General features: G+C 61.0%; 22 protein-coding genes. 6 read left to right on the top strand and 16 right to left on the bottom strand.

The window, feature by feature from the left end; all coding sequences use genetic code 11:
* Nucleotides 1-57 precede the first annotated feature (57 nt).
* A complete protein-coding gene (gene serB, locus Q0601_RS11835) occupies nucleotides 58-936 on the top strand; it encodes a phosphoserine phosphatase SerB (RefSeq protein ID WP_305290034.1) in 879 nt (292 codons plus the stop codon).
* A 154-nt stretch (nucleotides 937-1,090) separates the two neighbouring features.
* Complete coding sequence (locus Q0601_RS11830; RefSeq protein ID WP_305290033.1) at nucleotides 1,091-1,849, top strand: TSUP family transporter; 759 nt, start codon at nucleotides 1,091-1,093, stop codon at nucleotides 1,847-1,849.
* A gap of 127 nt (nucleotides 1,850-1,976) precedes the next feature.
* Here the strand turns inward: Q0601_RS11830 and Q0601_RS11825 are convergent, their stop codons facing one another.
* The gene (locus Q0601_RS11825) at nucleotides 1,977-2,963 is read right to left on the bottom strand and encodes an asparaginase (protein WP_305290032.1); all 987 of its coding nucleotides are present in this window, start codon (nucleotides 2,961-2,963) and stop codon (nucleotides 1,977-1,979) included.
* 151 nt (nucleotides 2,964-3,114) lie between these two features.
* Between Q0601_RS11825 and Q0601_RS11820 the strand changes: the two genes are divergently transcribed.
* Both Q0601_RS11820 and rlmN read left to right on the top strand, forming a co-directional pair.
* The gene (locus Q0601_RS11820; protein ID WP_305290031.1) at nucleotides 3,115-3,639 is read left to right on the top strand and encodes an invasion associated locus B family protein; all 525 of its coding nucleotides are present in this window, start codon (nucleotides 3,115-3,117) and stop codon (nucleotides 3,637-3,639) included.
* A 182-nt stretch (nucleotides 3,640-3,821) separates the two neighbouring features.
* On the top strand, nucleotides 3,822-4,994 hold the full coding sequence (gene rlmN / locus Q0601_RS11815; RefSeq protein ID WP_305290030.1) for a dual-specificity RNA methyltransferase RlmN: 1,173 nt from the start codon (nucleotides 3,822-3,824) through the stop codon (nucleotides 4,992-4,994).
* Nucleotides 4,995-5,126: 132 nt separating this feature from the next.
* Here the strand turns inward: rlmN and Q0601_RS11810 are convergent, their stop codons facing one another.
* Nucleotides 5,127-5,951 (bottom strand): LOG family protein, encoded by an 825-nt coding sequence (locus Q0601_RS11810; protein WP_119751800.1) that lies wholly within the window; start codon nucleotides 5,949-5,951, stop codon nucleotides 5,127-5,129.
* Between the two features lie 115 nt (nucleotides 5,952-6,066).
* Between Q0601_RS11810 and dapD the strand changes: the two genes are divergently transcribed.
* Nucleotides 6,067-6,888 (top strand): 2,3,4,5-tetrahydropyridine-2,6-dicarboxylate N-succinyltransferase, encoded by an 822-nt coding sequence (gene dapD / locus Q0601_RS11805; RefSeq protein WP_305290029.1) that lies wholly within the window; start codon nucleotides 6,067-6,069, stop codon nucleotides 6,886-6,888.
* A 114-nt stretch (nucleotides 6,889-7,002) separates the two neighbouring features.
* On the opposite strand, the gene Q0601_RS11800 is transcribed toward dapD, so the two are convergent.
* From Q0601_RS11800 to purC, 9 genes are all read right to left on the bottom strand, one after another.
* Nucleotides 7,003-7,632, bottom strand: coding sequence for a DsbA family protein (locus tag Q0601_RS11800; protein WP_305290028.1), 630 nt, complete (start codon nucleotides 7,630-7,632; stop codon nucleotides 7,003-7,005).
* A gap of 197 nt (nucleotides 7,633-7,829) precedes the next feature.
* On the bottom strand, nucleotides 7,830-9,485 hold the full coding sequence (ettA, locus tag Q0601_RS11795; protein WP_305290027.1) for an energy-dependent translational throttle protein EttA: 1,656 nt from the start codon (nucleotides 9,483-9,485) through the stop codon (nucleotides 7,830-7,832).
* A gap of 308 nt (nucleotides 9,486-9,793) precedes the next feature.
* Nucleotides 9,794-11,128 (bottom strand): glutamine synthetase family protein, encoded by a 1,335-nt coding sequence (locus tag Q0601_RS11790; RefSeq protein WP_370656129.1) that lies wholly within the window; start codon nucleotides 11,126-11,128, stop codon nucleotides 9,794-9,796.
* The gene (locus tag Q0601_RS11785) at nucleotides 11,129-11,953 is read right to left on the bottom strand and encodes an ABC transporter permease (RefSeq protein WP_305290025.1); all 825 of its coding nucleotides are present in this window, start codon (nucleotides 11,951-11,953) and stop codon (nucleotides 11,129-11,131) included.
* Nucleotides 11,954-12,044: 91 nt separating this feature from the next.
* On the bottom strand, nucleotides 12,045-12,920 hold the full coding sequence (locus Q0601_RS11780) for an ABC transporter permease (RefSeq protein WP_305290120.1): 876 nt from the start codon (nucleotides 12,918-12,920) through the stop codon (nucleotides 12,045-12,047).
* A gap of 62 nt (nucleotides 12,921-12,982) precedes the next feature.
* Nucleotides 12,983-13,705 (bottom strand): transporter substrate-binding domain-containing protein, encoded by a 723-nt coding sequence (locus Q0601_RS11775; RefSeq protein ID WP_305290024.1) that lies wholly within the window; start codon nucleotides 13,703-13,705, stop codon nucleotides 12,983-12,985.
* A 29-nt stretch (nucleotides 13,706-13,734) separates the two neighbouring features.
* Nucleotides 13,735-14,535 (bottom strand): ABC transporter ATP-binding protein, encoded by an 801-nt coding sequence (locus Q0601_RS11770; protein WP_305290023.1) that lies wholly within the window; start codon nucleotides 14,533-14,535, stop codon nucleotides 13,735-13,737.
* A 142-nt stretch (nucleotides 14,536-14,677) separates the two neighbouring features.
* Entirely contained in the window at nucleotides 14,678-14,917 is a 240-nt protein-coding gene (gene purS, locus Q0601_RS11765) for a phosphoribosylformylglycinamidine synthase subunit PurS (protein WP_305290022.1), read from the bottom strand.
* A gap of 11 nt (nucleotides 14,918-14,928) precedes the next feature.
* Entirely contained in the window at nucleotides 14,929-15,690 is a 762-nt protein-coding gene (gene purC / locus Q0601_RS11760) for a phosphoribosylaminoimidazolesuccinocarboxamide synthase (protein WP_305290021.1), read from the bottom strand.
* A gap of 128 nt (nucleotides 15,691-15,818) precedes the next feature.
* Between purC and Q0601_RS11755 the strand changes: the two genes are divergently transcribed.
* Nucleotides 15,819-16,136, top strand: coding sequence for a DUF1476 domain-containing protein (locus tag Q0601_RS11755; RefSeq protein ID WP_305290020.1), 318 nt, complete (start codon nucleotides 15,819-15,821; stop codon nucleotides 16,134-16,136).
* Between the two features lie 54 nt (nucleotides 16,137-16,190).
* Here the strand turns inward: Q0601_RS11755 and Q0601_RS11750 are convergent, their stop codons facing one another.
* The 5 genes from Q0601_RS11750 to fepB form a co-directional block, all read right to left on the bottom strand.
* A complete protein-coding gene (locus Q0601_RS11750) occupies nucleotides 16,191-17,480 on the bottom strand; it encodes an NtaA/DmoA family FMN-dependent monooxygenase (RefSeq protein ID WP_305290019.1) in 1,290 nt (429 codons plus the stop codon).
* A gap of 7 nt (nucleotides 17,481-17,487) precedes the next feature.
* On the bottom strand, nucleotides 17,488-19,575 hold the full coding sequence (locus tag Q0601_RS11745) for a TonB-dependent receptor (RefSeq protein ID WP_305290018.1): 2,088 nt from the start codon (nucleotides 19,573-19,575) through the stop codon (nucleotides 17,488-17,490).
* 276 nt (nucleotides 19,576-19,851) lie between these two features.
* Nucleotides 19,852-20,907 carry a FecCD family ABC transporter permease gene (locus Q0601_RS11740; protein WP_305290017.1) on the bottom strand — a complete coding sequence of 352 codons (1,056 nt, stop codon included), beginning with the start codon at nucleotides 20,905-20,907 and terminating at the stop codon, nucleotides 19,852-19,854.
* Nucleotides 20,904-21,917, bottom strand: a complete 1,014-nt coding sequence (locus tag Q0601_RS11735; protein WP_305290016.1) for a FecCD family ABC transporter permease — start codon at nucleotides 21,915-21,917, stop codon at nucleotides 20,904-20,906. The genes Q0601_RS11740 and Q0601_RS11735 overlap by 4 nt, the downstream gene beginning before the upstream one ends.
* Before the next feature lie 8 nt (nucleotides 21,918-21,925).
* Entirely contained in the window at nucleotides 21,926-22,948 is a 1,023-nt protein-coding gene (fepB, locus tag Q0601_RS11730) for a Fe2+-enterobactin ABC transporter substrate-binding protein (RefSeq protein WP_305290015.1), read from the bottom strand.
* Between the last annotated feature and the right edge of the window lie 41 nt (nucleotides 22,949-22,989).

The raw sequence follows: 22,989 nt of genomic DNA, 5'->3' as shown, positions 1-22,989 counted from the left end.
ATTCCCTTCCTTGCCGATCTGGTCTAAAGCATGTCGGGAATGCTGTGGAGGCTTGCCATGTTTACTGTTTCCTTAATCGCCGCTCCGAGACTCGCCAATCTGCACGAGGAATTGCTGGATGAATTGGCAAACCGGTGGAAAGGCGCGCATCTGAAATGGCTTAATCCCGGCATCGCGGGTGAATTCGAGATTCCCGCCATTCCCGAAGATTTCGATCAGGTCCGGGCAGATTTGCAGACCATCCAGCTTGATCTGACTTTCCAGCCTGCCGAGGGGCGGCGCAAGGCCGTTCTTCTGGCCGATATGGACTCGACCATGATCGAGCAGGAATGCGTCGATGAACTGGCCGAAATGGCAGGTGTCGGCACAAGGGTGGCCGATATTACCGAACGCGCAATGAACGGCGAGCTGAATTTCCACGAGGCGCTGGTCGAACGGGTCGGGCTTCTGGCCGGGCTGAAGGAAAGCGTTATCGACGAGGTTCTGAAAACCCGGATCACGCTGGCGCCGGGCGGGCGGGAACTGGTGGCGACAATGCGGGCAAACGGCGCCTATACCGCCTTGGTTTCGGGCGGTTTCACGGCCTTTACGCAAGTTGTGGCGGAATGGCTGGGCTTTGATGAGAACCGGGCGAATACGCTGCTGGTTGAAGACGGTCTTCTGACCGGCCGTGTCGCCCTGCCCATTCTGGGGCGTGAGGCAAAGGTCGAGGCATTGGAACAGATCACCACCGAACGCGGGATTGCCTTTGCCGATGTCATCGCGGTCGGGGACGGCGCGAATGATCTGGGTATGCTGCAGATCGCCGGCGCAGGGGTCGCCCTGCATGCCAAGCCGTCAGTCGCCGAGCAGGCGAAACTGCGCATCAATCACGGCGATCTGACCGCGCTGCTGTATCTTCAGGGTTATTCCGTCGAGGAATTCGTCACCGGCTGATCGCGCCCACGGGTGTCGCCCCGGAAGCAACCCCCTCCCCCGCACGGGACCATGGCGCTTTACATCGCCCCGGCAAAAGCGCATTGCCGTGGCGGCCGCGTTTTCGGTCAACCGCCGGTAACCGCGCCGCCATTCACCTTTGCCGGAATATCCGATGTTCGAGATAAGTCTTGATCTTGTGCTGATCCTGATTGCCGCGGGTTTCGCGGCGGGTTTTATCGACGCCATTGCCGGGGGCGGAGGGCTGATCACGGTGCCAGCACTGATGCTGGCCGGTGTCTCGCCTGCGCAGGCATTGGCGACCAACAAGGTGCAAGCCGTCTTCGGTACGGCAACGGCGATCATCAGCTATGCCCGACGCGGGCTGGTCGATCCCAGGAAACAGTGGCGGGCGGCGCTGGTTGCCGGCGCGGGCGGAGTTCTGGGGGCGGCACTGGTCAGCTATCTGCCGACCGACAAGTTGCGGCTGATCCTGCCCGTGATCCTGATCGGAGTTGCCGCGTTCTTCGCCTTGAAACCAGGCCTGAACGATCTGGACCGGCGGCAAAGGATCGTTCCGGCGATTTTTACCGCCTGTATCGTGCCCTTCATCGGCTTCTATGACGGTCTTCTCGGACCGGGTGCCGGTTCATTCTACATGATCGCCTTTGTCACGCTTGCCGGTTACGGCGTGCTCAAGGCAACCGCGCATACCAAGCTGCTGAATCTGTTTTCCAATCTGGGCGGCCTGCTGAGCTTTGCACTGGTCGGGCAACCCCTGTGGCTATTAGGCGTGACGATGGGAGCGGCGCAAATTCTGGGCGCCGCACTGGGCGCAAGGCTGGCCGCACGGATCGGTGCAAGGCTGATCAAGCCGCTTCTGGTCGCGACATCCACCATACTTGCGCTGCGTCTGCTTTGGGACATGTTCTGAAGCCGTTTGCGGGCCGACACCCGCTCTGCCAAGGGGTGTCGGCCGAACGGTAATACAGAGGGTCGATTGGGGGCGTGGCCCTCTCAGCCGTTATCAAAACAGAAAATTGCGTCGGATTCGTGACGAATCAGTCGGGGAACCCCTTCGCGGTCCGCATTTCTCCGGTCACGATCCCGCGCCAGTTCCGCACCGGCCCGGTCAGCAAGGCTGAAACCACCGGATCCTTCGCATCCAGAACCCCCAGATGCACCAGCAGCGCGGTAATCGCCGCCTCGCTGGCGCGGGTGGCACCGTCCAGTGCCTTGACCGCAACACCCAGTCCCTGCTCGGGCAGAATGGCGACGAACACGCCCTCGGCCCCGGTCTTAACGGCGACGCGGCCCTGCATCGCCCGCATCAGATCGGTACAGGCGCGACCCTCGCCCGCGACCATCTCGGGATATTTCCGCATCGCATCGACCAGCCGCCGCATCGCCTGCCCGCGCAGGTCGCCGCCCGGATCGGCGAAACGGGCCATGCCACGGGCCAGCCCCTGAAGACTGCATGCGTGATTGGGTGCCGAGCAGCCATCGATGCCAAAACCGGGACTGGTTTCACCCGTCACCTCTTCAAAGGCGGCTTTCGCGGCGATCTGGACCGGGTGATCCACCTCGACATATTCCGCGCCGCCGCCAAGATGCCGGTTCAGCGTCAGGAAGCCCGCATGTTTACCCGAACAATTGTTATGCCTCTGATCCGGCTCGGTATCGGAACAGGTCAGCCGGCGGTTCTCATCCTTGTCTCTTGGCATGTGACAGCCGCAGCGCAGATCCTCCTCGCCCAAATCCAACGTCTTCAGCCAGTCGCCGACGGCCTCGGCATGCATGGCGGCCCCGCTATGGCTTGCGCAGGCCAGTGCAAGTTGCCGCTCGGACAGCCCCACCGCATCCGCCGCGCCGCTTTCGACAAGAGGCAGGGCCTGCACCATCTTGCAGGACGATCTGGGGAAGATCACCTCGTTCGGCGCGCCCCACGCCTCGACGACGCCGTCCGTATCGCAAATCACGGCATGGCCGAGATGAAGGCTTTCACAGCGTCCGCCGCGCCAGATTTCGATCATTTCCGCTGCCTGCATCGATTTTCTCCCTGACAATTGCGCGATTTTACGCATGCTCCCCTTTTTCATGCCGCGTTTTTCGGTATCCTGTCCACAGAAGGTTGAAAAGGCCGACGCAATCAGCAAAAACGTCGAACCAAGCGGCGAGAGTATGGCAGGAGATCAGAGCATGGGAAAATTCACGCTTCGCGGGATGACCGCAGTGGCGCTCCTGATGGCCGGGCTGGGGACAGCGGGCGCACAGGAATCCAACAATGTCGTGGCAACCGAAGGGGACTGGACGGTATTCGCGGCCGACAATCCCAAGGAATGCTGGGCGGTATCACCCCCGAAATCGACGGTGAACACCGATAGCGAGGGCAACGAGAAAGAGGTGACCCGGGGCGATATCCGCCTTTATGTCGCCTATCGTCCAGGAAATAACGGCGAAGCTTCCTTTACCGGCGGCTATCCTTTCGCACCCGACTCGACGGTCGAAGTCGATGTGGGCGGACAGAAATTCAATCTGTTCACCGAGGGTGAAAACGCCTGGACCGGCAGCCCGGACGAAGATCAGAAGCTGATCGCGGCGCTGCGCGGAGGATCCGAGGTCGTGATCACCGGCCGCTCTTCGCGCGGGACGGTCACCAAGGATACGTTCAGCCTGTCGGGCATCACAGCAGCCACGAATACCGCGAAAGAGCGTTGCCAGTAGCGATCCACAGCGCTTGATCCCTGCCGTCGTGGCGTGAAAGCTGATGCTTTCGTGCCATAGTGGCATTTTAACGCACAATATCACAGGCGCCCTGACAATCGCGGGACTCCTGCGTGAATGGTTGATTTACGGCCTGGATTCGCTTATGTCCGGGCCTTCAATCAATTCTCCGGTGCCCCCTCATGTCTGCTCCGATCACGCAGGATGTTCTGACCATCCCACGAAAACTTCCCGAGACCGGGCGGACGAATATCGTCGGCCTGACGCGCGGGCAACTGCGCGAGGCATTGATTGCCGCCGGCACGGCCGAGAAACAGGCAAAGATGCGCGTCGGGCAGATCTGGCAATGGATCTATCACTGGGGCCTGCGCGATTTTGCGCAGATGACCAATCTGGCCAAGGATTACCGCGCCCTTCTGGCCGAACGTTTCGAGATTTCACTGCCCGAGATCGTCTCGCGGCAGGTCAGTGCCGATGGCACGCGCAAATATTTGTTGCGGATCGCCGGCGGGCATGAGGTCGAGGCAGTCTATATCCCCGAGGAAGGCCGCGGCACATTATGCGTGTCATCGCAGGTCGGCTGTACGCTGACCTGTTCCTTCTGCCATACCGGCACGCAGAAGCTGGTACGCAACCTGACCCCGGGCGAGATCGTCGGGCAGGTGATGCTGGCGCGGGACGATCTGGGCGAATGGCCGGTTCCGGGCGCACCCAGGGATGAAACCCGGCTGATCAGCAATGTCGTCCTGATGGGTATGGGCGAACCCTTGTATAATTTCGACAATGTGCGCGATGCGATGAAGGTGGTGATGGATAACGAGGGGCTTAGCCTGTCGCGCCGCCGAATCACGCTTTCGACCAGCGGCGTCGTCCCCGAGATCGCCCGCACCGCCGAAGAAATCGGCTGCCTGCTGGCGGTCAGTTTCCATGCCACCACCGACGAGGTGCGCAACACGCTGGTGCCGATCAATCGCCGCTGGAATATTCAGGCGCTTCTGGACGCGCTGCGCGAATACCCGCGCCTGTCCAACAGCGAGCGGATCACCTTTGAATATGTGATGCTGGATGGCGTGAATGACAGCGACGAGGATGCCCGCCGTCTGGTCCGGCTGATTCGCGGCATCCCCGCCAAGATCAACCTGATCCCCTTCAACGAATGGCCCGGCGCGCCCTATAAACGTTCAAGCTGGGACCGGATTCAGGCTTTCGCGGATATCGTCCACAAGGCAGGCTATGCCAGCCCGATCCGCACCCCGCGCGGAGAGGATATCATGGCCGCCTGCGGGCAGCTTAAATCCGCGACCGAGCGTGGCCGCAAGAACCGCGCGCAGATTGCGGCGGAAGCTGCGGGGTAAGGAGCCACAGATCTTCTCAACACCGGGGTGCTGTCCGTCCGCCGGCGGATCTTTTGAACCAGTGGCGCGGCCAGCCGGGATATTTCCGTGAAGAAAAAGGGGCGAGGCGTTCTTTGCCGGGCCGCGCTTGTTTCAACCCGCTTCGTCCCATTCATCGATGATCTTCACGGCCTCATCGGCGGTTTCGACATAGCGGAACAGATCCAGATCCGAATCGCTGATGGTTCCCGCCCGGGCCAGCGCTTTCCAATTGATGACCTCATCCCAGAACTCGCGCCCGAACAGCAGGATCGGGATACGTTTCATCCGCCCGGTCTGGATCAGGGTCAGCGTTTCGAACAGCTCGTCCATCGTGCCGAAACCGCCGGGGAAGACCGTGACCGCGCGGGCGCGCATCAGGAAATGCATCTTGCGGATGGCGAAATAATGAAAATTGAAACAAAGCGCCGGGGTGACATAAGCGTTCGGCGCCTGCTCATGCGGTAGCACGATGGACAGGCCGATGGACTGGCCGCCGGCTTCTTCGGCGCCCTTGTTGCCGGCCTCCATCACGCCGGGGCCGCCACCGGTGCAGATCACATATTCGCGCCCATAGGTCTGCATGCTGCGCTCTGTCATGATATGGGCGAAACGGCGGGCCTGTTCGTAATATTTGGCCAGTTCACCCAGGATCGGGGTCCGCGCCTCATCCGCATGTTCGGGCGCGGGAATCCTTGCGCCGCCGAACAGGACCACGGTGGACTCGATCCCGCGCTCATCCATGATCATCTCGGGCTTCAGCAATTCAAGCTGCAAGCGCACGGGCCGCAATTCCTTGCGCAGAAGAAACTCCCGATCCATATAGGCCAGCCGATAGGCCGGAGCCCGGGTCTGGGGCGTATCGGGAATACGTTCCGCGCGGGCCGCATCTTCATCGCTATGGGGCATGGAATGGGTCGTGTCTTCCTTGTCGGTCATCTGGTCCTCGTGACGGGAATGGCGGCCACCGCGCATTGCACAGGGCTTTTCCTACGCTTATAGCCGTGAAGGAACAGTTTCCACCCGAAGCCGACAGATCAGGAAAATCGCCGACATGACCGAAGCTCTGGAAAAAGCCATCGAAGCCGCCTGGGAAAAGCGCGCCGATATCACCCCCGCCACGCAAGGAGAAGCCCGCGAGGCTGTGGAAGAGGCGCTTAACCGGCTGGATAACGGCGCATTACGGGTCGCGGAAAAGCGCGGCAATGACTGGCATGTGAACCAATGGGCGAAGAAAGCCGTTCTGCTGTCCTTCCGGCTGAAGGACATGGAGGAAATGGCCGGTGGCCCGCAGGGCGCGAACTGGTGGGACAAGGTCGACAGCAAGTTCAGGGACTGGGGCGACAACCAGTGGCGCGCCGCCGGTTTCCGGGCCGTGCCGGGCGCGATCGTGCGCCGCAGCGCATTCATCGGCAAGGGTGCGGTGCTGATGCCATCCTTCGTCAATCTGGGCGCGAATGTGGGCGAAGGCACGATGGTCGATACCTGGGCCACGGTGGGCTCATGCGCGCAGATCGGCAAGAACGTGCATCTGTCGGGCGGCGTCGGCATCGGCGGCGTGCTTGAGCCCCTGCAGGCCGGGCCTACTATCATCGAGGATGATTGCTTCATCGGCGCCCGGTCAGAAGTGGTCGAGGGCTGCATCATCCGCGAAGGCTCGGTTCTGGGCATGGGCGTCTATATCGGCCAGTCCACCAAGATCGTGGATCGCGAAACCGGCGAGATCATGTATGGCGAGGTGCCCGCCGGTTCGGTAGTGGTGTCCGGTTCGCTGCCATCGAAGAACGGCGTGAACCTGTATTGCGCGGTTATCGTCAAGCGCGTGGATGCGAAAACGCGGGCCAAGACCTCGGTCAACGAATTGCTGCGCGACTAGGGCGCGGCGCATCCCGATCTGCGGCGCTTCGGCATTCCGTTGAAGCGCAGGGGCGCCGCGATCATCCGTTGAGGGAAAGCAGACGCTATTGCGTCCGCACTCTCCCCCGGAAGTTCACCCCAGAGTCTTCCGGCCCCGAGCGACGAGTTCCTGCATCTCCTTCAGGGTCATTTCACCGAACATGCCTTCGTCGCCGGTGATGAAAGTCGGCGTCCCCATCAGCCCCATATGTTCAGCAAGTTCGCTGCTGTTCCGGATATGCTTTTCCACTTCGGGCAATTTCATATCGGCCCGCAGCTTATCCTCATCCAGCCCGACCTTGCGCGCGGTGCGCATCACGGTCGCCTCGACCGCGCGCTCCTTCAGGCCCATGAGCGCGGCGTGAAACTGCCAGTATTTCCCCTGTTTGAGCGAGGCGAGCGATGCCTGCGCCGCGAAATACGATCCCTCGCCGAAAACTGGCCATTCGCGGTAAACCACCCGCAATTGCGGATCGGAAGAGATCAGCTTCTGCACCGTGCCAACCATCTTGCGGCAGAACGGGCAGTTATAATCGAAAAATTCGGTCAGGGTGATATCGCCCTTGGGATTGCCCAGTACCGGCGCGGTCGGATCGCGTTCCAGATCCTTGCGCAATTCCTCGGGCATGGGATTGGGGCGATCGGCGGATTGCGCGAAAGCCGAAACCGGCCCCAGACCGGCAAAGGCGGCTGTACTGACAAGAAAAAGACGGCGGCTTGGCATCGGTAATCCTTTCACACGATCAACGCGAAATCCTTTTCAGGATAGAGGAGGCCGAATACTGGCGGCCAATCACGCTCTTGTGGGGCGGGCGGAATATATGGCCAGGTGATGCCAAAATGTCCGCCCCCCGACCCTTTTCCGGGCGCCGGAGGGCGCGGGTATGGGAAGCCGTCATCCCATGCCTGCGATATCCGGTGTCAGCGGGTGAATTTCTTGTATTTCACCCGTTTCGGCTCGACCGAATCTGGTCCAAGACGGCGGATCTTGTCTTCTTCATAGGCCTCGAAATTGCCCTCGAACCATTCGACATGCGCATCACCCTCGAAGGCAAGGATATGCGTACACAGGCGATCAAGGAAGAAACGGTCATGGCTGATGATCACGGCACAGCCCGCGAAATCGTCCAGCGCGGCCTCCATGGCCTGCAGGGTCTCGACATCCAGATCGTTGGTCGGTTCGTCCAGCAGCAGCACATTGCCGCCGGTTTTCAGCAGCTTGGCCATATGCACCCGGTTGCGCTCACCGCCTGAAAGCTGGCCGACCTTTTTCTGCTGATCGCCGCCCTTGAAATTGAAGGCGGAAGCATAGGCGCGGCTGTTCATCTGCACATCGCCCAGCTCGATCTGCTCGGCCCCGCCGCTGATTTCCTCCCATACGGTCTTGTCCCCGGCAAGCGCGTCGCGCGACTGATCGACATAGGAAAGCTGTACGGTGTCGCCATAGGTGATCTCACCCTCGTCAGGCTTTTCCTGACCGGTCAGCATCCGGAACAGGGTCGATTTACCCGCGCCGTTCGGCCCGATCACGCCAACGATCCCGCCCGGCGGCAGGCTGAAATCAAGCCCTTCGATCAACAGTTTATCGCCCATCGCCTTCTTCAGGCCCGAGACCTCGATCACCTTGTTGCCCAAACGCTCGCCATTCGGAATGATGATCTGGGCACGCGACAGCTTTTCGCGCTCGGATTGACTGGCCATTTCGTTATAGGCGTTGATCCGCGCCTTCTGCTTGGCCTGCCGCGCCTTGGCGCCGGCCCGGATCCATTCGAGTTCGCGTTCCAGCGTCTTTTGCCTGGCCTTGTCCTCGCGGCCTTCCTGCTCCAGCCGCTTGGCTTTCTGTTCCAGCCAGGCGGAATAATTGCCCTCATAGGGAATACCCCGGCCACGGTCGAGTTCCAGGATCCAGCTTGTGATATCGTCAAGGAAGTAACGGTCATGGGTCACGGTCAGGATCGTGCCGGGATACTCGATCAGGTGCTTTTGCAGCCAGGCAATAGTTTCGGCATCCAGATGGTTGGTAGGTTCGTCCAGCAGCAGCATGTCTGGCGCTTCCAGCAACAGCTTGCACAGCGCCACCCGGCGGCGCTCGCCACCCGAAAGCGTCTCGACATTGGCATCGTCGGGGGGACAGCGCAGAGCCTCCATCGCGACATCGATCTGGCTGTCCAGATCCCACAGGTTCTGGGCGTCGATCTCGTCCTGAAGCGCGGCCATCTCATCGGCGGTTTCGTCCGAATAGTTCATCGCCAGCTCGTTGTAGCGGTCCAGCTTGGCCTTCTTCGCCGCCACGCCCAGCATGACATTCTCGCGGACATTCAGCGAAGGATCAAGTTGGGGTTCCTGCGGCAGATAACCGACAGTCGCCCCTTTGGCCGCCCATGCCTCACCGCTGAAATCCTTGTCCAGGCCGGCCATCACCCGCAGCAGCGTGGATTTACCGGCGCCGTTCACGCCGACTACGCCGATCTTGACGCCGGGAAGGAAGTTCAGGCGGATATTCTCGAATACCTTCTTGCCGCCGGGATAGGTCTTGGACACGCCGTCCATGTGATACACGAACTGATAGGACGCCATCGGAATCTCCTGCTGGTTTTGCCGCTATGTAGGCCATCGCAGCGCGGCATGAAAGGGTGGACGCCGGTCAACCACATATTGGCAGCCAAAGAGGCACAGCTCGGCCAATATAGCCCGGACGATCACACGCCAACCTTGTTCGCCCGAACCTGCGCTCTTCTTCTTTGCGCAAATATCTTGCCGGGGGTCCGGGGGATGCAAAATCCCCCGGCCATCGCGGGACGCAAAAAACCCAGGAAGGTATTTAAGCAAAGAAGAAGCCCAGGGGATTTGCGCCCTATACCTGAAGCAACGAGAGTCAGGGTGATTCAGACAGTATCCAGATAAAGTTCAACAGTCTCTTCATCGGTAAGCTCAGCCATGTAATGCAGTTCCTGACGCTTGGTCATCAGGTAATTCTCGATCAGGTGATCGGGAAAGATGCGGCGGATGTCGTCGCATTTGTCAAAAGCCTCTATCGCGGCGCCCCAATCTCCGGGAAGCTGCTCCAGTTGCTTGTCATAAGCATTGCCTTTGAACGGCCTGGGCGGCTCGATACGATCCTCGATCCCGTTCAGGGCCGCGCCCAGAATGGCCGCCACTGTCAGATAGGGGTTCACGTCGCCGCCAGCCACGCGATGCTCGATCCGCCGCGCCTTGGGGGGGGAGGACGGGATGCGGATCGCCGCCGTCCGGTTCTCATAGGCCCAGCCGATCCCTGTGGGGGCATGGGCATTCGGCACCAGCCGGTCGTATGAATTCTCATGCGGCGCGAAAAGCAGGGTCGAGCCGGGCATGGCCCGCAGGCAGCCCGCCACGGCATGCCGCAACTGATCGGTGCCCGCTTCCCCGCCATCATCGAAGATATTGCGCCCATCCCCAGTCAGGATCGAGAAATGCATATGCATCCCGCTACCCGGCCAGGCGTCATAGGGTTTGGCCATGAAACTTGCGGCAAAGCCGTAAGATCGGGCCACGCCCTTGACCAGCATCTTGAACAGCCATGTGTCGTCGGCGGCCTTCATCGGATCGGCCTGATGCATCAGGTTGATTTCGAACTGCCCCGGTCCGGCCTCGGAAATAGAGGTATCGGCGGGAATATCCATCATCTCGCAGGCGTCATAAAGCGCGGAAAAGAACTGATCGAACGCATCAAGAGCGCGCAGGCTGAGGACCTCTCCGCCGGTGCGCCGCTTGCCCGAGCGGGGGCTGGGTGCGACGCGAAGCTGACGGCCGGAATCGTCGATCAGGAAGAATTCCAGCTCGGTCGCCACCACCGGCACCAGACCTGCCGCCTTGTAGCGTTCGACCACGCGGGCCAATGCCTGCCGCGGATCGCCCGCATAGGGGCTGCCATCTGGATGGAACATCCATAGCGGCAGGATCGCGGTCGGCGCGTCCAGCCAGGGCATGGGCAGAAACCCCCGTTCGGTCGGCAGCAAAAGCCCGTCGGGATCGCCGGATTCGAACACCAGCGGGCTGTCATCGATATCCTCGCCCCAGATATCCAGATTAAGCACCGAATAGGGGAACTTGGTCCCTTCCTCCATCAGTTTCTGGGCAAAGCGGGCCGGCATCCTTTTGCCGCGCGCCACGCCATTCAGATCGGCGGCGGCCACGCGGATGGTCTTGACGTCGGGATGCTGTCGCAGCCATTCCATGATTTATCTCATAAGTTGCGGACGATAGCGCAGCCGTCTTGCCGCCCCCGGCAGGTGCCGGTTCAGATAGCGGTTCACGATGCCGAACAGTCCGATCAGGATCAATGTGCAGATAATGAAATACCCTGCAACGATGGGATAGGCCACAAAGGGATTGAAGGTCTTGTCAGCGAAATAATTGGCGTAATAGAGACTGTCGCCATTTTGCCGGAATGCCGGGAAGCTTGAAAAGAAGACCAGCGTCGTGGCATGGAACAGAAAGATCGCCTCATTCGTATAGGACGGCCATGCCAGCCGCATCATGGTGGGCCATATCACCCGGCGGAATCTGGACCAGCCGGCAAGACCATAGGCATCCGCGGCCTCGATATCGCCTCTGGGGACCGACATAAGCGCGCCGTGAAAGATTTGCGCCGCATAGGCCGTGGTGTTCAGGGTCAGCACGATCAATGCGCCCGCCCATGCCTTGGTCAGCCAGCTTGTCTCGACCGTAAATCCGAAAATTTCGATCCCGGCCCGGGGCAGCATCACCAAAGCCTGATAGGCCAGAAACAACTGGATAAACAACGGGCTTCCCCGGAACAGGAAGATGAACCATTCCGCAGGTTTGCGCAGCCAGCGGTTCCGGCTTGCCTTGGCCAGGGCAAGCCCGTTGGCAAGGAAGAACCCGAAGAAAAGCGCAAGAAAGGCGAAATACAGGTTCCAGATCAGACCCGAGCCGATCAGCGTGAATTGCTGACACAGGGTGAAATCGGTTCGCGGCAGCAGCCGCTCGCCGAAGCCGATCGAACGCAGGGCATAATCCGCTATGGTTTGCGCACAGCTCATGCGGACCCTTTCGGCATGACAGGGCCGGGATGATTGCCACAGGCTGCCCGTGCGGCTGTCGTTGCGACATGCGACATTCCGCCCATTTCCATCACACTCCCTTGCGGATTGCATCGCCGCCCAAGGTCGCCTGCCCGCGCGACAGCCGCCAGGTCAGGCGGGCAAGGATTTTCTCGGAGCACCATGTCATCAGCAGATAGAAGACAAGGATCACAAGGAAGTAATACAGCCGCCAATCGGGATGCGGATATGTAAAGGCGCTTGACTTGGCGCCGCCCAGTTCCCGCGCCCAATAGACGATATCCTCGACTCCCAGCAGAAACAGCAGCGGCGTCGCCTTGATCAGGATCATCCACAGATTGGACAGGCCGGGAAGCGCATAGACCCACATCTGCGGGATCAGGATGCGCCGCGTCACCTGCCGGGAATTCATCCCGTAAGCCTCTGCGGTTTCAAGTTGGGCGTGGGGGACGGCCTGCATCGCGCCATAAAGGACATTGGCCGCAAAGGCGCCGAACACGATCGCAAAGGCCACGACCGCCAATGCAAAGCCATAGGTGTCATGCACCCAGCCGGGGCTGGAGGAAAGCGGCAGCTTGGCCGCCGCGCAGACAATAAACTCGTTGCCCTGCCTGACCGGGGCATCGCTGTCGCAATAGACCTGATGCCGCAGCCATTCCAGCCCCTGATCAAGCGCGATCGGCACGAAAAGGAAGAAAATGATATCCGGCACACCCCGCACCATCGAGGTATATATCTTGCCGAACCATCTGATCGGCAGAATACCGGAACGTGACGCGATTGCCCCGCCGAAGCCGAACAGCAAGGCAACCGGCGCGGTAATCGCCAGCAGGGCCAGCACCGTCAGGAAGCTGCCGTAAAACAGCATATGCTTGCCCGATGTGAGGTAACACATCAGCCAGGAAAGCCCCTGAAGCGAGCCGGGTTCGGCACATTGTGCAAGCATATCCGCCACCGAGTAACCGCCTCCGGCCCGACAGCAAAGCCAGGCCGGCGACCGTGATCACATCATTCCCAGGTCTGCGCGTCCTCGCCGAATTTCTCGGAGATCAAGGCGTTCAGCGAACCGTCCTCTTTCATCGAGGCGATGGCGGCATTGAATTTCTCGCGCAGTTCATTGTCGGACTGGCGGACACCGATGCCGATGCCTTCGTCGAGCTCGACCTGTTCGCCCACGAAAATCAGGTCATCCCCCTCATCGACATAGGGTTTCACGACCTCGTGGTCACCAAAGCCCGCATCGGCCTCGCCATTCCTCACGGCGGCCAGAACTTCATCGATATTGGCGAATTCCAGCAGCGTGGCGCCGCTTTCGGCGATATAGCTGGACTGCACGGTGCCGGTTTGCGTGGCAATCACCCCGCCCTCCAGATCGACATCTTCCTCGAGCGCGACATAGGACGAGGGCGCGGGCGGCAGATAGGGATCGGTGAAAGCGATGACCTTCTTGCGCTCGTCATTGATGCTCATCGCGGCAAGGATCGTGTCGTAATTGCCCGAGACGAGGTTCGGAATGATCGAATCCCAGTCATTCGTAACCCATGTGCATTCCAACTCGGCGCGTTTGCACAATTCGTCGCCCAGTTCACGCTCGAACCCGCCGACTTCGCCCTTGTCGTCGATCAGGTTATACGGAGGATAGGCGCCTTCGGTCCCCATCCGGACAGTATCGGCCCAGCCCATTCCGGCGGTCAGGGCCAGAGCGGCCGCAGTCAAGATCAGTTTTTTCATTTTACTCTCCTGTTGGATAGTTACATGGCCTATGCGGCCATCGTGGCACTAAGGAACTGGCGCAACCTTTCGGTCTGCGGATCGCCGAACAGCCGGGCTGGCGGGCCTTCTTCGCAGATCACGCCCTGATGCAGGAAAATCACGTGATCGCTGACATCCGCGGCAAGGCGCATGTCATGAGTGACGATGATCATCGTCCGATGCTCTGCCGCGAGGGTCTTGATGACGCGCACGACCTCTTGCTGCAATTCGGGATCAAGCGCGCTGGTCGGCTCATCGAACAGAAGCGCGCGCGGCTGCATGCACAGCGCGCGGGCAATCGCCGCCCGCTGCTGCTGGCCGCCCGAAAGCTGTGCGGGCCATGCATCCGCCTTGTCGCCGATGCCGACCTTGGCCAGAAGCGCCCGTGCCCTTTCCTCGACCTCGGCCCGGTTCTCGCCCAGAACGGTCACGGGTGCCTCGCAGACATTCTGCAGAATCGACATATGCGACCACAGGTTGAACTGCTGGAACACCATGGACAGATTGGTGCGGAACCGCGTCACCTGCGCGCGATCGGCAGGTTGCCTGTCCGCGCCCTGCCCTTTCCACCTGACGGCCTCGCCATCGAAAAGGATCTCGCCCTGCTGACTGTTCTCCAGCAGGTTGCAACAGCGCAGAAGCGTGGATTTCCCGGAACCGGACGATCCGATCAGGCTGACCACATGACCCCGTGGCGCCGTCATCGAAACGCCCTTCAGCACTTCGAGATCGCCATAGGCCTTGTGCAGCCCCGAAATCTGGATGACGGGCGGAGCATCTGCAGATGAAGGATCAATCTGGCTATTCATACATCTATTGGGCGACAATTATGCGGCGAATGCAACGGGGCAGGCACTCAAACCATCAAGATTATGGATGAATCGTGATGGTCGTCCCGTTGCAGTTCCCGGTGGAGCGGATCACAACCGCCGCAACCACTTGCAAACGCGCTCAAACGATCTCGATCGAATATTTCTCGATCACGGTATTGGCCAGAAGCCCCTCGCACATCTTCACCACCTCGGCCTGCGCGGCATCGGCATCGGTGGCGTCCAGATCCAGTTCGATCAGCTTGCCCTGACGCACGCCGCCGACTCCTTTGTGCCCCAGCCCGCCAAGCGCATGGCGGATCGCCTCGCCCTGAGGGTCAAGCACCCCGTCTTTCAGCATGATGGTGACACGGGCTTTCATGGGTTAACCTTTCAGTTGATCGCAGTCGGTTTCAGGCTGGTGGTATTCGCGGGCATCAGACCAAGACGCCGCGCGACCTCGGTATAGGCATCGGTCAGATTGCCCAGATCGCGGCGGAACACATCCTTGTCCAGCTTTTGCCCGGTTTTCGTGTCCCATAGCCGGCAGGAATCGGGGCTGATCTCGTCGGCGACGATCAGGCGCATGAAATCATTGTCCCAGACCCGGCCGATCTCGATCTTGAAATCGATCAGCTTGATGCCGACGGCAAAGAAAACGCCCGACAGGAAATCGTTCACCCGCAGGGCAAGGCTGACCATATCGTCCAGATCCTGCTGGCTGGCCCAGCCGAACGCGGCGATATATTCCTCGGAGACCATCGGGTCGCCCAGTTCGTCATTCTTGAAACTGTATTCAATGATCGGACGCGGCAGCAGCGTCCCTTCCTCGATCCCCAACCGCTTGGACAGCGAACCGGCGGCGAAATTGCGGACAATGACTTCCAGCGGGATGATCTCGACCTGCCGGATCAGTTGTTCGCGCATATTGATGCGGCGGATGAAATGGGTCGGCACGCCGATATTCGTCAGCCCGGTCATGAAGAATTCGCTCAGGCGGTTGTTCAGGACGCCTTTCCCCTCGATCACCGCCTTCTTCTGGGCGTTGAACGCGGTTGCGTCATCCTTGAAATACTGAACCAGCGTTCCCGGCTCTGTGCCTTCATAAAGGATCTTGGCCTTGCCTTCGTAAATTTTCTTGCGCCGCGGAGCCATGATGGACCGTCCTTTCGCCTTTTGACTGCACGCCCTTAGCGCAGAAAGGCATCCGGGGGCAATAAGTCTTGCGGTGCGGGACGGCGATGGGCATATCATAAACCATAGCAAAACAGGGAGGCCGAAGAATGACCACCTTTGACGACCGTGAACATGCCCACGAGGCCAAGTTCGCCCTTGATGCAGATCTGCGTTTCAAAGCCGAGGCCCGTCGCAACCGTCTTCTGGGCGAATGGGCGGCCGAGTTGCTGGGAAAGACAGGTGACGACATAAAAATCTATGCTCAGGCCGTCGTGGCATCGGATTTCGCGGAACCGGGCGAAGAGGACGTGTTCCGCAAACTTGCCGGCGATCTGGAAGGGCAGGTGGATGCCGCAACGATTCGCGCGAAAATGGCCGAATTGATGGGTGAGGCCAGACGGCAGGTGATCGACGAAGGCAAGTAGATTCGGTCTGAACCCTATCGCGATCCCGTCGGGAAGGCCGCCATTCCGCCCGCGTCAGGCGATCCCAAGATGTCCGCGCAGCGTTGTGCTGTCATAACCCGCGCGGAACAGCTTGCGGGCGGCAAGTTTCGGCATCAGTTCATCGAAGAACAGCCGCATCGACTCTGTCGATCCTCCGGGCAAGGCGATAAAACCGTCGATTGCTTCGGCGTCGAACCAGCGGATGATATCGGCCAGCACATCATCCACCGTGCCGACCGACACCCAATGCGCCGAACCCACGACCTCGGGACGGGCCAGAAGAACGCGCAATGGCGGCTGATTCTCGGTGATGTAGCGGCGCAGCAGATCCGCATGGGTCCGGCTGCGCACCGGCTGATCGCCATCCGGCAGCATGGCCGGAACGACCGTTTCATCATCCCGCATCGCGGACAGATCGGCCCCAAGGATCGCCCTGACCTTGTCCAGCCGCGTTTCGCGGCTCAGATGTTCATGGGCGCGGCGATGCAATGCCCATGCCTCTTCCCGGGTCCGGGCGATGAAGAAATAGAGCCCCGGCAGCACCCTTATGGCATCGGGCGCGCGGCCGGCGTCAACCGCCCTGCGCCGCAGATCGGCCCGCAATTCTTGCGCCGCCGTCATATCCGGCGTTGCCGCGAATATCGCATCGGCCACCGAGGCGGCAAAGCCGCGCCCCTCATCCGAGGCGCCGGCCTGAAACAGGGGTATCTCGCCTGCGGGATGTTCCGCGATATTCAGCGGACCCCTGACCTGAAAGAACTCTCCGGCGTGACCGACCGGCTGCAACTCTGCTCCGTCGGCTGAACCGGGCGCAGGATGGCTGTGCCATAACCGGCGCACGGTTTCCGTGAACTCGACGGCCTTGCGATAGCGGGTCGCAGGGTCGGGCATCCCCTGCTGCCCGAAATTCTCGGCCCCCTCTATCGAGGTGACGATATTCCAGCCGGCGCGGCCATTGCTGACCCAATGCAACGATTGCAATTGCCTTGCGGTCACAAAAGGCGGATTGAAGCTGGTCGATACTGTCGTCACCAACCCGATCCGTTCGGTTTGCAGCGCGACCGCCGTCAGGGCGATGGTCGGATCAAGCTGGGCCATGCCTCCGGCCTGCGCGCCAGAAGGTACCGACAGCGTATCCGGCTTGAATACGAAATCCAGCCCTGCACGCTCGGCCATCTGCGACAAACCGACATCGAAACTCACCGGGTCCGCCGCGACATCGCGCGCCCGGGGCCTGCCCTTCAGCCATGTCGCCGTCAGGCTGAGCCCGATGACCAGATGACGCTTCGGCGGCGCATCGGCATCTGCTTCTTCCACCGCCATGATCGTCTCAGAACGTCATCTTCATGCCGACGCCGATCTCGCGCGGTTCGACCACGGTGGCTTCATATCCGCCGACCGAGGCCGAGGGCCGTACGAAAGTTACGGAATCGTCGTCGAAGATATTGTTCACATAGGCGAATATCTCCATATCGTCGCGCGGCGCGTAAGCGGCCCGGGCATTCACGATCGTATAGCTGCCCACCCTGCGATCGCCGGAATTCGCATCATCCGAATAATAGCCATCCGTATGACGCACATCACCGCTCAGCCGGAGTTTCGGGGTCACATCCCAATCCGCGCCCAATGTCAGCGTGTGGCTGGGCGCGCGGGCGAAATCGGTGCCTTCATAATCGCCAAGCGCGTCCGAGAATTCGGTGATCTCGGTGCGCAGCAAACCTGCGCCGGCTTTCAACCGCAGATTATCTGTGACGCGATAATCCATCGCCAGTTCCAGCCCATAGGATTTCGCCTTTTCCGCATTGATCGTATAGGATGACCAGTCGCCGCTGCCCGCGATCTCGGCGAAGACATAACGCTGCGCATCGCGGAAATCGCTGTAGAACAGATTGCCCGACAGGAACAGCCGGTCATCCATCAGATGGGTCCGGGCGAACAGCTCGTAATTCCAGACTTTCTCGGCGTCATAGGTCTTGTATTCGCCGGTATTGAGATTCAGGGAAACACCGCCGGGATTATAACCCTTGCTGACCAATGCGCCGATGGTGGTATCCGGCGTGACTTCATAGGCCAGCGACAGCTTGGGCAGCCATTCATCGAATTCCTCGTCGTAATCCAGTGGCGTCGGAGACAGGTTCGACTCGCCCTGCCGCTGAATATGATCACGCTGATAACGCAAACCCGCCGACAGGGTCCAGCGATCCGCGAAACGCCAGTTGACCTCCGAGAAGATGCCAAGGCTGTCCTTCTCGTCGTCATAAGTGGTGATGCCACGCTGATACAGGATCTCGTCGGATTTCGTGTGCGACGCATATATCCCAACGACACCGCTGACCGGGTCGCCCTCTTCGCCGAATGTCGCGCGGGTCTCGTTCGACAGGTTCTCCTGATCCAGTATGGCGGTGCCCAAATCTGCGGGGTTCGTATCGCGGAATGTATGCATGTCGGAATATTGAAGCTGATTGCTCAGCACGACACCATTACCCATGTCATAGCGCAGATCGGCCACCGCGACATTGCTGCGCTGCGACCATGCCGGGTTCGACATCGTCATGCTTTCCATATCGTCGAACGGCTTGGTCGTCGCTTCCCAGGTGGGGCGGTTCGTGTTCAGATGGGAATAGGTCAGCTTGGCCGAAAAACCCGGCAGGTCAGCGGGTTCCCATAACAGCTTGAACCGGGCGTTCCTGCTTTCATAATCCTCGCCGGTCGCGGTCGGGGCGAATGCCGGATTGGTGTAGTCGATGAACGTATCCCGGGCGGAATAATCCAGCGCCACCCGCGCCGCCAGATCCGTGGCCACCGGGCCAGAGGCCATCAGCGAGACCCGCCGTTTCGACCGGCTGCCATATTCAAGCTGCACCGCGCCTTCGGGCTGAAAGGTCGGATCCTTGGTGTTCACGATGATTGCGCCCGCAATCGAATTGGCGCCCTGCGTCACGGTCTGGGGACCGCGGAACACCTCGATACTATCGACATCCCAAAGCGAAGAGGCACTGAAGACCAACTCGTTATAGCTCAGGTAATGGCCATCCAGATTGATCGAGGTTCGCGGTTGCGTGCCGCCGAAAAATGCGGTTGCGCCGGAATTCGGGCCTTCGCTGTCCTGCCCCCGGATCGTCGGCGCGCCGCCCAGCCCGCCCTGATTGGCATAGCTGATATTAGGCACGTTCGAGATGGCTTCCGAAATGGTTTCCGTCTGCGGATTGTCCTCGATATCGCTTGTGGTGACGACCGCGGCGGATGACGCCGTCTGGTCAAGGCTGCGCGCGGTCTTTTCCCCGGTCAGAATGATTTCCTTCAGCAGGGTGGTTTCCTGAGCCCCGGCATCCTGCGCCGCCGCTGGAATGGCCCCGGTGACCGTGAAGGCCGCAAGAGCGACGCCGCCCAGTAGATATCCCTTAAAACGCCCGTTCATATGCATCTTCCTGACCATGCTGATGGTTGGCGCTGGCGGAAGTGCTGGCGGTTGAGATCAATGCTGCATCGCCACGATCCGGATGCAGTCAGTTTGACCCGCTATTACAGCATACGGCTTGTTTTTCAAGGGGCAGGAAGGGGAAACCCGCTTTGTTGCCCAATTGTATTATGAACGAACGACTTAAAAATGATCATACGAACGAACGTAGCCGGGCACTGCCCGGCCGGTCTGTGGTACTTGATTCCGGGTGGGGAGGATAGATGAGAAGGGTGATCAGATTGCAGTCGTTCCACTATGCCGTCTGGTCAGCGGCCACAGCATATACAGCCCGCCCAGCATGCCGGTGGTCAGACCGATGGGCATGTTCAGCCTGAAGGGCGCATTCTGGCTGATCAGGTCGGCGGCCAGCAGCAGCACCCCGCCCATCAGGGCGCCCGACAATAGCGGTAACGCGGGCGCGCGCGTCAGGCGACGCGCCAGTTGCGGCGCGGCCAGGGCGATGAACGCGATCGGACCGGCGGCAGCCGTGGCAATCGAGGTCAGCCCGACGGCTGCCAGAACCGTAAGCAGCCGCGTCATCTCGACCCGGACGCCAAGCTGCCGGGCGATATCGTCGCCCATCTCCATCAGCGAAAGGCGGCGGGCATGCCAGAATGCAACCGGTGCGATCACAGCCAGACCGCAGGCGGCGGGCAGGACGTGCCACCATGTCCTTGTATTCAACGACCCCGCCAGCCAGACCTGCGCCGACATGGCCTGATCCAGATCGCCCTTGACCAGCAGAACGGTGTTTACCCCCGACATGATCGCTCCGAAACCGATCCCCACCAGAATCAGCCGGTATCCCCCTCCGGCCCCGCGTTTGCGCGACAACAGGAACACCGCAGCCGCCGTTCCCATGCCGGCGATCACCGCGCCAAGCGCGGTCTCCAGCGGTCCGGCATTGAACAGCACGATCTGCGCGATCGCCCCGGCCGCGGCGCCGGTGGTGAAGCCGATCACATCGGGCGAGCCAAGCGGATTGCGCGAAATCGACTGGAAGATCGCGCCCGCCATCCCCAGCGACGCGCCTACCAGCAGGGCCGTCAGCACCCTTGGCAAACGTATCCGCCAGATCACCTGACCGGCCGGCGAAGCATCGCCCGTTCCCGCCCGGGTCAACGCGCCCAGAACCTCGGCCGGGGAATAGTGAAGCGTGCCGGTCCCCAGCAGCACGATCCCGAACCCGAAAGCGCATAGCAGCAGGATCACGCAGATCACCGCCTCTCGCGGGCGCCACAGAACCGAGCGGCTGCCGATACGCAGGACCTTGCTGCTGATCGCGCTCATATCCGGGCCAATCGGAAACGCCGGACCAGAAGGATAAAGAATGGCCCGCCCAGAATCGCGGCAACGATCCCGGCGGCCACCTCGTCCGGCGCGATGACGATCCGGCCAAGGATATCCGCAAGCAGCAGCAGGATCGCCGCGAAGACTCCCGACACCGGCAGGATCCAGCGGTAATCCGGCCCGCAGACCATCCGCGCCGCATGAGGAGCGACAAGCCCGACAAAACCGATCGGCCCCGCCCCTGCCGTCGCGCCCCCCGCCAGCAGCATGACCGCGATACAGGTCAGGCCCCAGACCCGGCCCGGCCTGACCCCAAGCGCCTGCCCCATCTCCTGCCCAAGCGACAGGATGTTCAGGCTTCCCGCCAGTGACAGCGCCAATAACCCCGCGGGCAGCAGCACCATCGCCAGAATCACGGCGATCTCTGCCTCCCGGCCCGAAACGGATCCCGCGGACCAGTTCCGGAACGTGTCGAATTCCTGCAAAGGCGCATTCAGGATGACGATCCCGGTCATCGCGCCCAGCACCACGGCGATACCGGCCCCCGCCAGCACAAGGCGCACCGGATCCGTCCCCGTCTCATGCGCGCGCCCCAGCGTAAAGACCGCCACACCGGCCAGACCGGCGCCCAGAAACCCGAACCAGACATATTGCGCCATGCTTGTCAGGCCCAGAACCATGATGGCCAGCACCACGGCCACTGCGGCCCCGGCATTGATCCCCAGAATCCCCGGCTCTGCCAGCGGATTGCGCGTCACCGCCTGCATCATCGCCCCGGCGATTCCCAATGCGGCCCCGGCCATGACGGCCAGCAGGGTCCGGGGAACCCGCAAGACCCGAACGATCAGATGCAAATCATTGCGGGGATCGGGGGCCCATAAGGCCGCCATCGCCTCGGACCACGGGATCGCACGGGATCCGGTGCCAAGGCTCAGCACCATTATCAGGAGCAGCAGGACAAGCGCGCCACACAGAATCCGAAGCCTCTGCCCCCTTCCGTGCAGGTCCATGCCGTCGCTCATGGCGTTCCGAACTGCCCGGCCACCTTGTCGATCATCTGGAGGCCGGAATAATAATCGATCCGGAACGAGCTTTCGCCCAGCGGATAGACCCGCCCGGCCTTCACCGCCGGATGGTTCGCCAGCACCGGGTCATCCATGAATGCCCGCACATCCTCGTCCGAGCCGGACATCAGGAACACCGTCTCGCCGGTGATCGCCGCCGAAAGGTTTTCGCGCGAGACGAAATCGAAATTCGACGACCGCGTGATCTCGCCCTGCATATCGTCGGGTATCGGCACAATGTCGAAGCCAAGCGCGGCCAAGACCTGCGCCTGCGGGCTTTCGGGTCGCCCGACGGAATAGCTTCCGGCGATATTGTAGCCGACGATGGTGGCCTTGCCCTTCGGCAGGGTCATGGTCGCCGCGACCTCGGCGGCATGGCTGTCGAACCGTTTGATCGCAGCCTCTGCCTCGGCTTCATGCCCGGTGGCCCGACCCAGTTGCCGCGCGATGTCCTGCCAGCTGTGGGTTGAATAATCCAAAACCAGCGCAGGAAGCCCCAGCGCCTCGATCTCGGGATAGAATTGCATCACGCTGTCCCCGCCATTCGCGGATGCGATCAACAGGTCCGGCTCAGCGCCGATGATCGCCTCGATATCGAATTGCAGATCCGCATAAAGCGGCTGAACCCCACGCTGATCCGCGACCTCGGCCCATTGCGAAAAGAAGCCCTTGTCATCGGTCAGCGGGCCCTGCGCCGTCGCGGCACTGGCAATCACCGGAGCATCGATGGCCAGAAGAATCCCGGTGACGCTGGGCGTGGTCGAAACGATACGCTCCGGCGCCTGCTCAAGCGTCAGTTCGCCGGCCTCGTGCGGGACAGAGCGTGGCCAGCCGTCGGCCCCTGCCACAAGGGGCAGCGCCGACAGGGCCGCGCAGATCACCGCCCGTTTCCAGACACGCGATATCCCGAAGCTGCGCGAGGTTCCGCGATATTGATCAGGATGGCTTCGGTCTTTTGCCATTTCGGTGACGGTCATGGTCTGCTCGTATCGAAAGCCGTTTCACTTTGCCCGCATCC

The sequence above is a fragment of the Paracoccus wurundjeri genome (assembly GCF_030678915.1).
GTDB classification, from domain to species: domain Bacteria; phylum Pseudomonadota; class Alphaproteobacteria; order Rhodobacterales; family Rhodobacteraceae; genus Paracoccus; species Paracoccus onubensis_A.
Note: the sequence above shows the minus strand (reverse complement) of the source record. Positions and strands in the feature narration are given on the sequence as shown.

Coding starts and splice junctions, on each gene's coding strand:
- serB (WP_305290034.1), top strand. CDS start 58: ATGTTTACTGTTTCCTTAATCGCCGCTCCGAGACTCGCCAATCTGCAC.
- Q0601_RS11830 (WP_305290033.1), top strand. CDS start 1,091: ATGTTCGAGATAAGTCTTGATCTTGTGCTGATCCTGATTGCCGCGGGT.
- Q0601_RS11825 (WP_305290032.1), bottom strand. CDS start 2,963: ATGCAGGCAGCGGAAATGATCGAAATCTGGCGCGGCGGACGCTGTGAA.
- Q0601_RS11820 (WP_305290031.1), top strand. CDS start 3,115: ATGGGAAAATTCACGCTTCGCGGGATGACCGCAGTGGCGCTCCTGATG.
- rlmN (WP_305290030.1), top strand. CDS start 3,822: ATGTCTGCTCCGATCACGCAGGATGTTCTGACCATCCCACGAAAACTT.
- Q0601_RS11810 (WP_119751800.1), bottom strand. CDS start 5,951: ATGACCGACAAGGAAGACACGACCCATTCCATGCCCCATAGCGATGAA.
- dapD (WP_305290029.1), top strand. CDS start 6,067: ATGACCGAAGCTCTGGAAAAAGCCATCGAAGCCGCCTGGGAAAAGCGC.
- Q0601_RS11800 (WP_305290028.1), bottom strand. CDS start 7,632: ATGCCAAGCCGCCGTCTTTTTCTTGTCAGTACAGCCGCCTTTGCCGGT.
- ettA (WP_305290027.1), bottom strand. CDS start 9,485: ATGGCGTCCTATCAGTTCGTGTATCACATGGACGGCGTGTCCAAGACC.
- Q0601_RS11785 (WP_305290025.1), bottom strand. CDS start 11,953: ATGAGCTGTGCGCAAACCATAGCGGATTATGCCCTGCGTTCGATCGGC.
- Q0601_RS11780 (WP_305290120.1), bottom strand. CDS start 12,920: ATGCTTGCACAATGTGCCGAACCCGGCTCGCTTCAGGGGCTTTCCTGG.
- Q0601_RS11775 (WP_305290024.1), bottom strand. CDS start 13,705: ATGAAAAAACTGATCTTGACTGCGGCCGCTCTGGCCCTGACCGCCGGA.
- Q0601_RS11770 (WP_305290023.1), bottom strand. CDS start 14,535: ATGAATAGCCAGATTGATCCTTCATCTGCAGATGCTCCGCCCGTCATC.
- purS (WP_305290022.1), bottom strand. CDS start 14,917: ATGAAAGCCCGTGTCACCATCATGCTGAAAGACGGGGTGCTTGACCCT.
- purC (WP_305290021.1), bottom strand. CDS start 15,690: ATGGCTCCGCGGCGCAAGAAAATTTACGAAGGCAAGGCCAAGATCCTT.
- Q0601_RS11755 (WP_305290020.1), top strand. CDS start 15,819: ATGACCACCTTTGACGACCGTGAACATGCCCACGAGGCCAAGTTCGCC.
- Q0601_RS11750 (WP_305290019.1), bottom strand. CDS start 17,480: ATGGCGGTGGAAGAAGCAGATGCCGATGCGCCGCCGAAGCGTCATCTG.
- Q0601_RS11745 (WP_305290018.1), bottom strand. CDS start 19,575: ATGAACGGGCGTTTTAAGGGATATCTACTGGGCGGCGTCGCTCTTGCG.
- Q0601_RS11740 (WP_305290017.1), bottom strand. CDS start 20,907: ATGAGCGCGATCAGCAGCAAGGTCCTGCGTATCGGCAGCCGCTCGGTT.
- Q0601_RS11735 (WP_305290016.1), bottom strand. CDS start 21,917: ATGGACCTGCACGGAAGGGGGCAGAGGCTTCGGATTCTGTGTGGCGCG.
- fepB (WP_305290015.1), bottom strand. CDS start 22,948: ATGACCGTCACCGAAATGGCAAAAGACCGAAGCCATCCTGATCAATAT.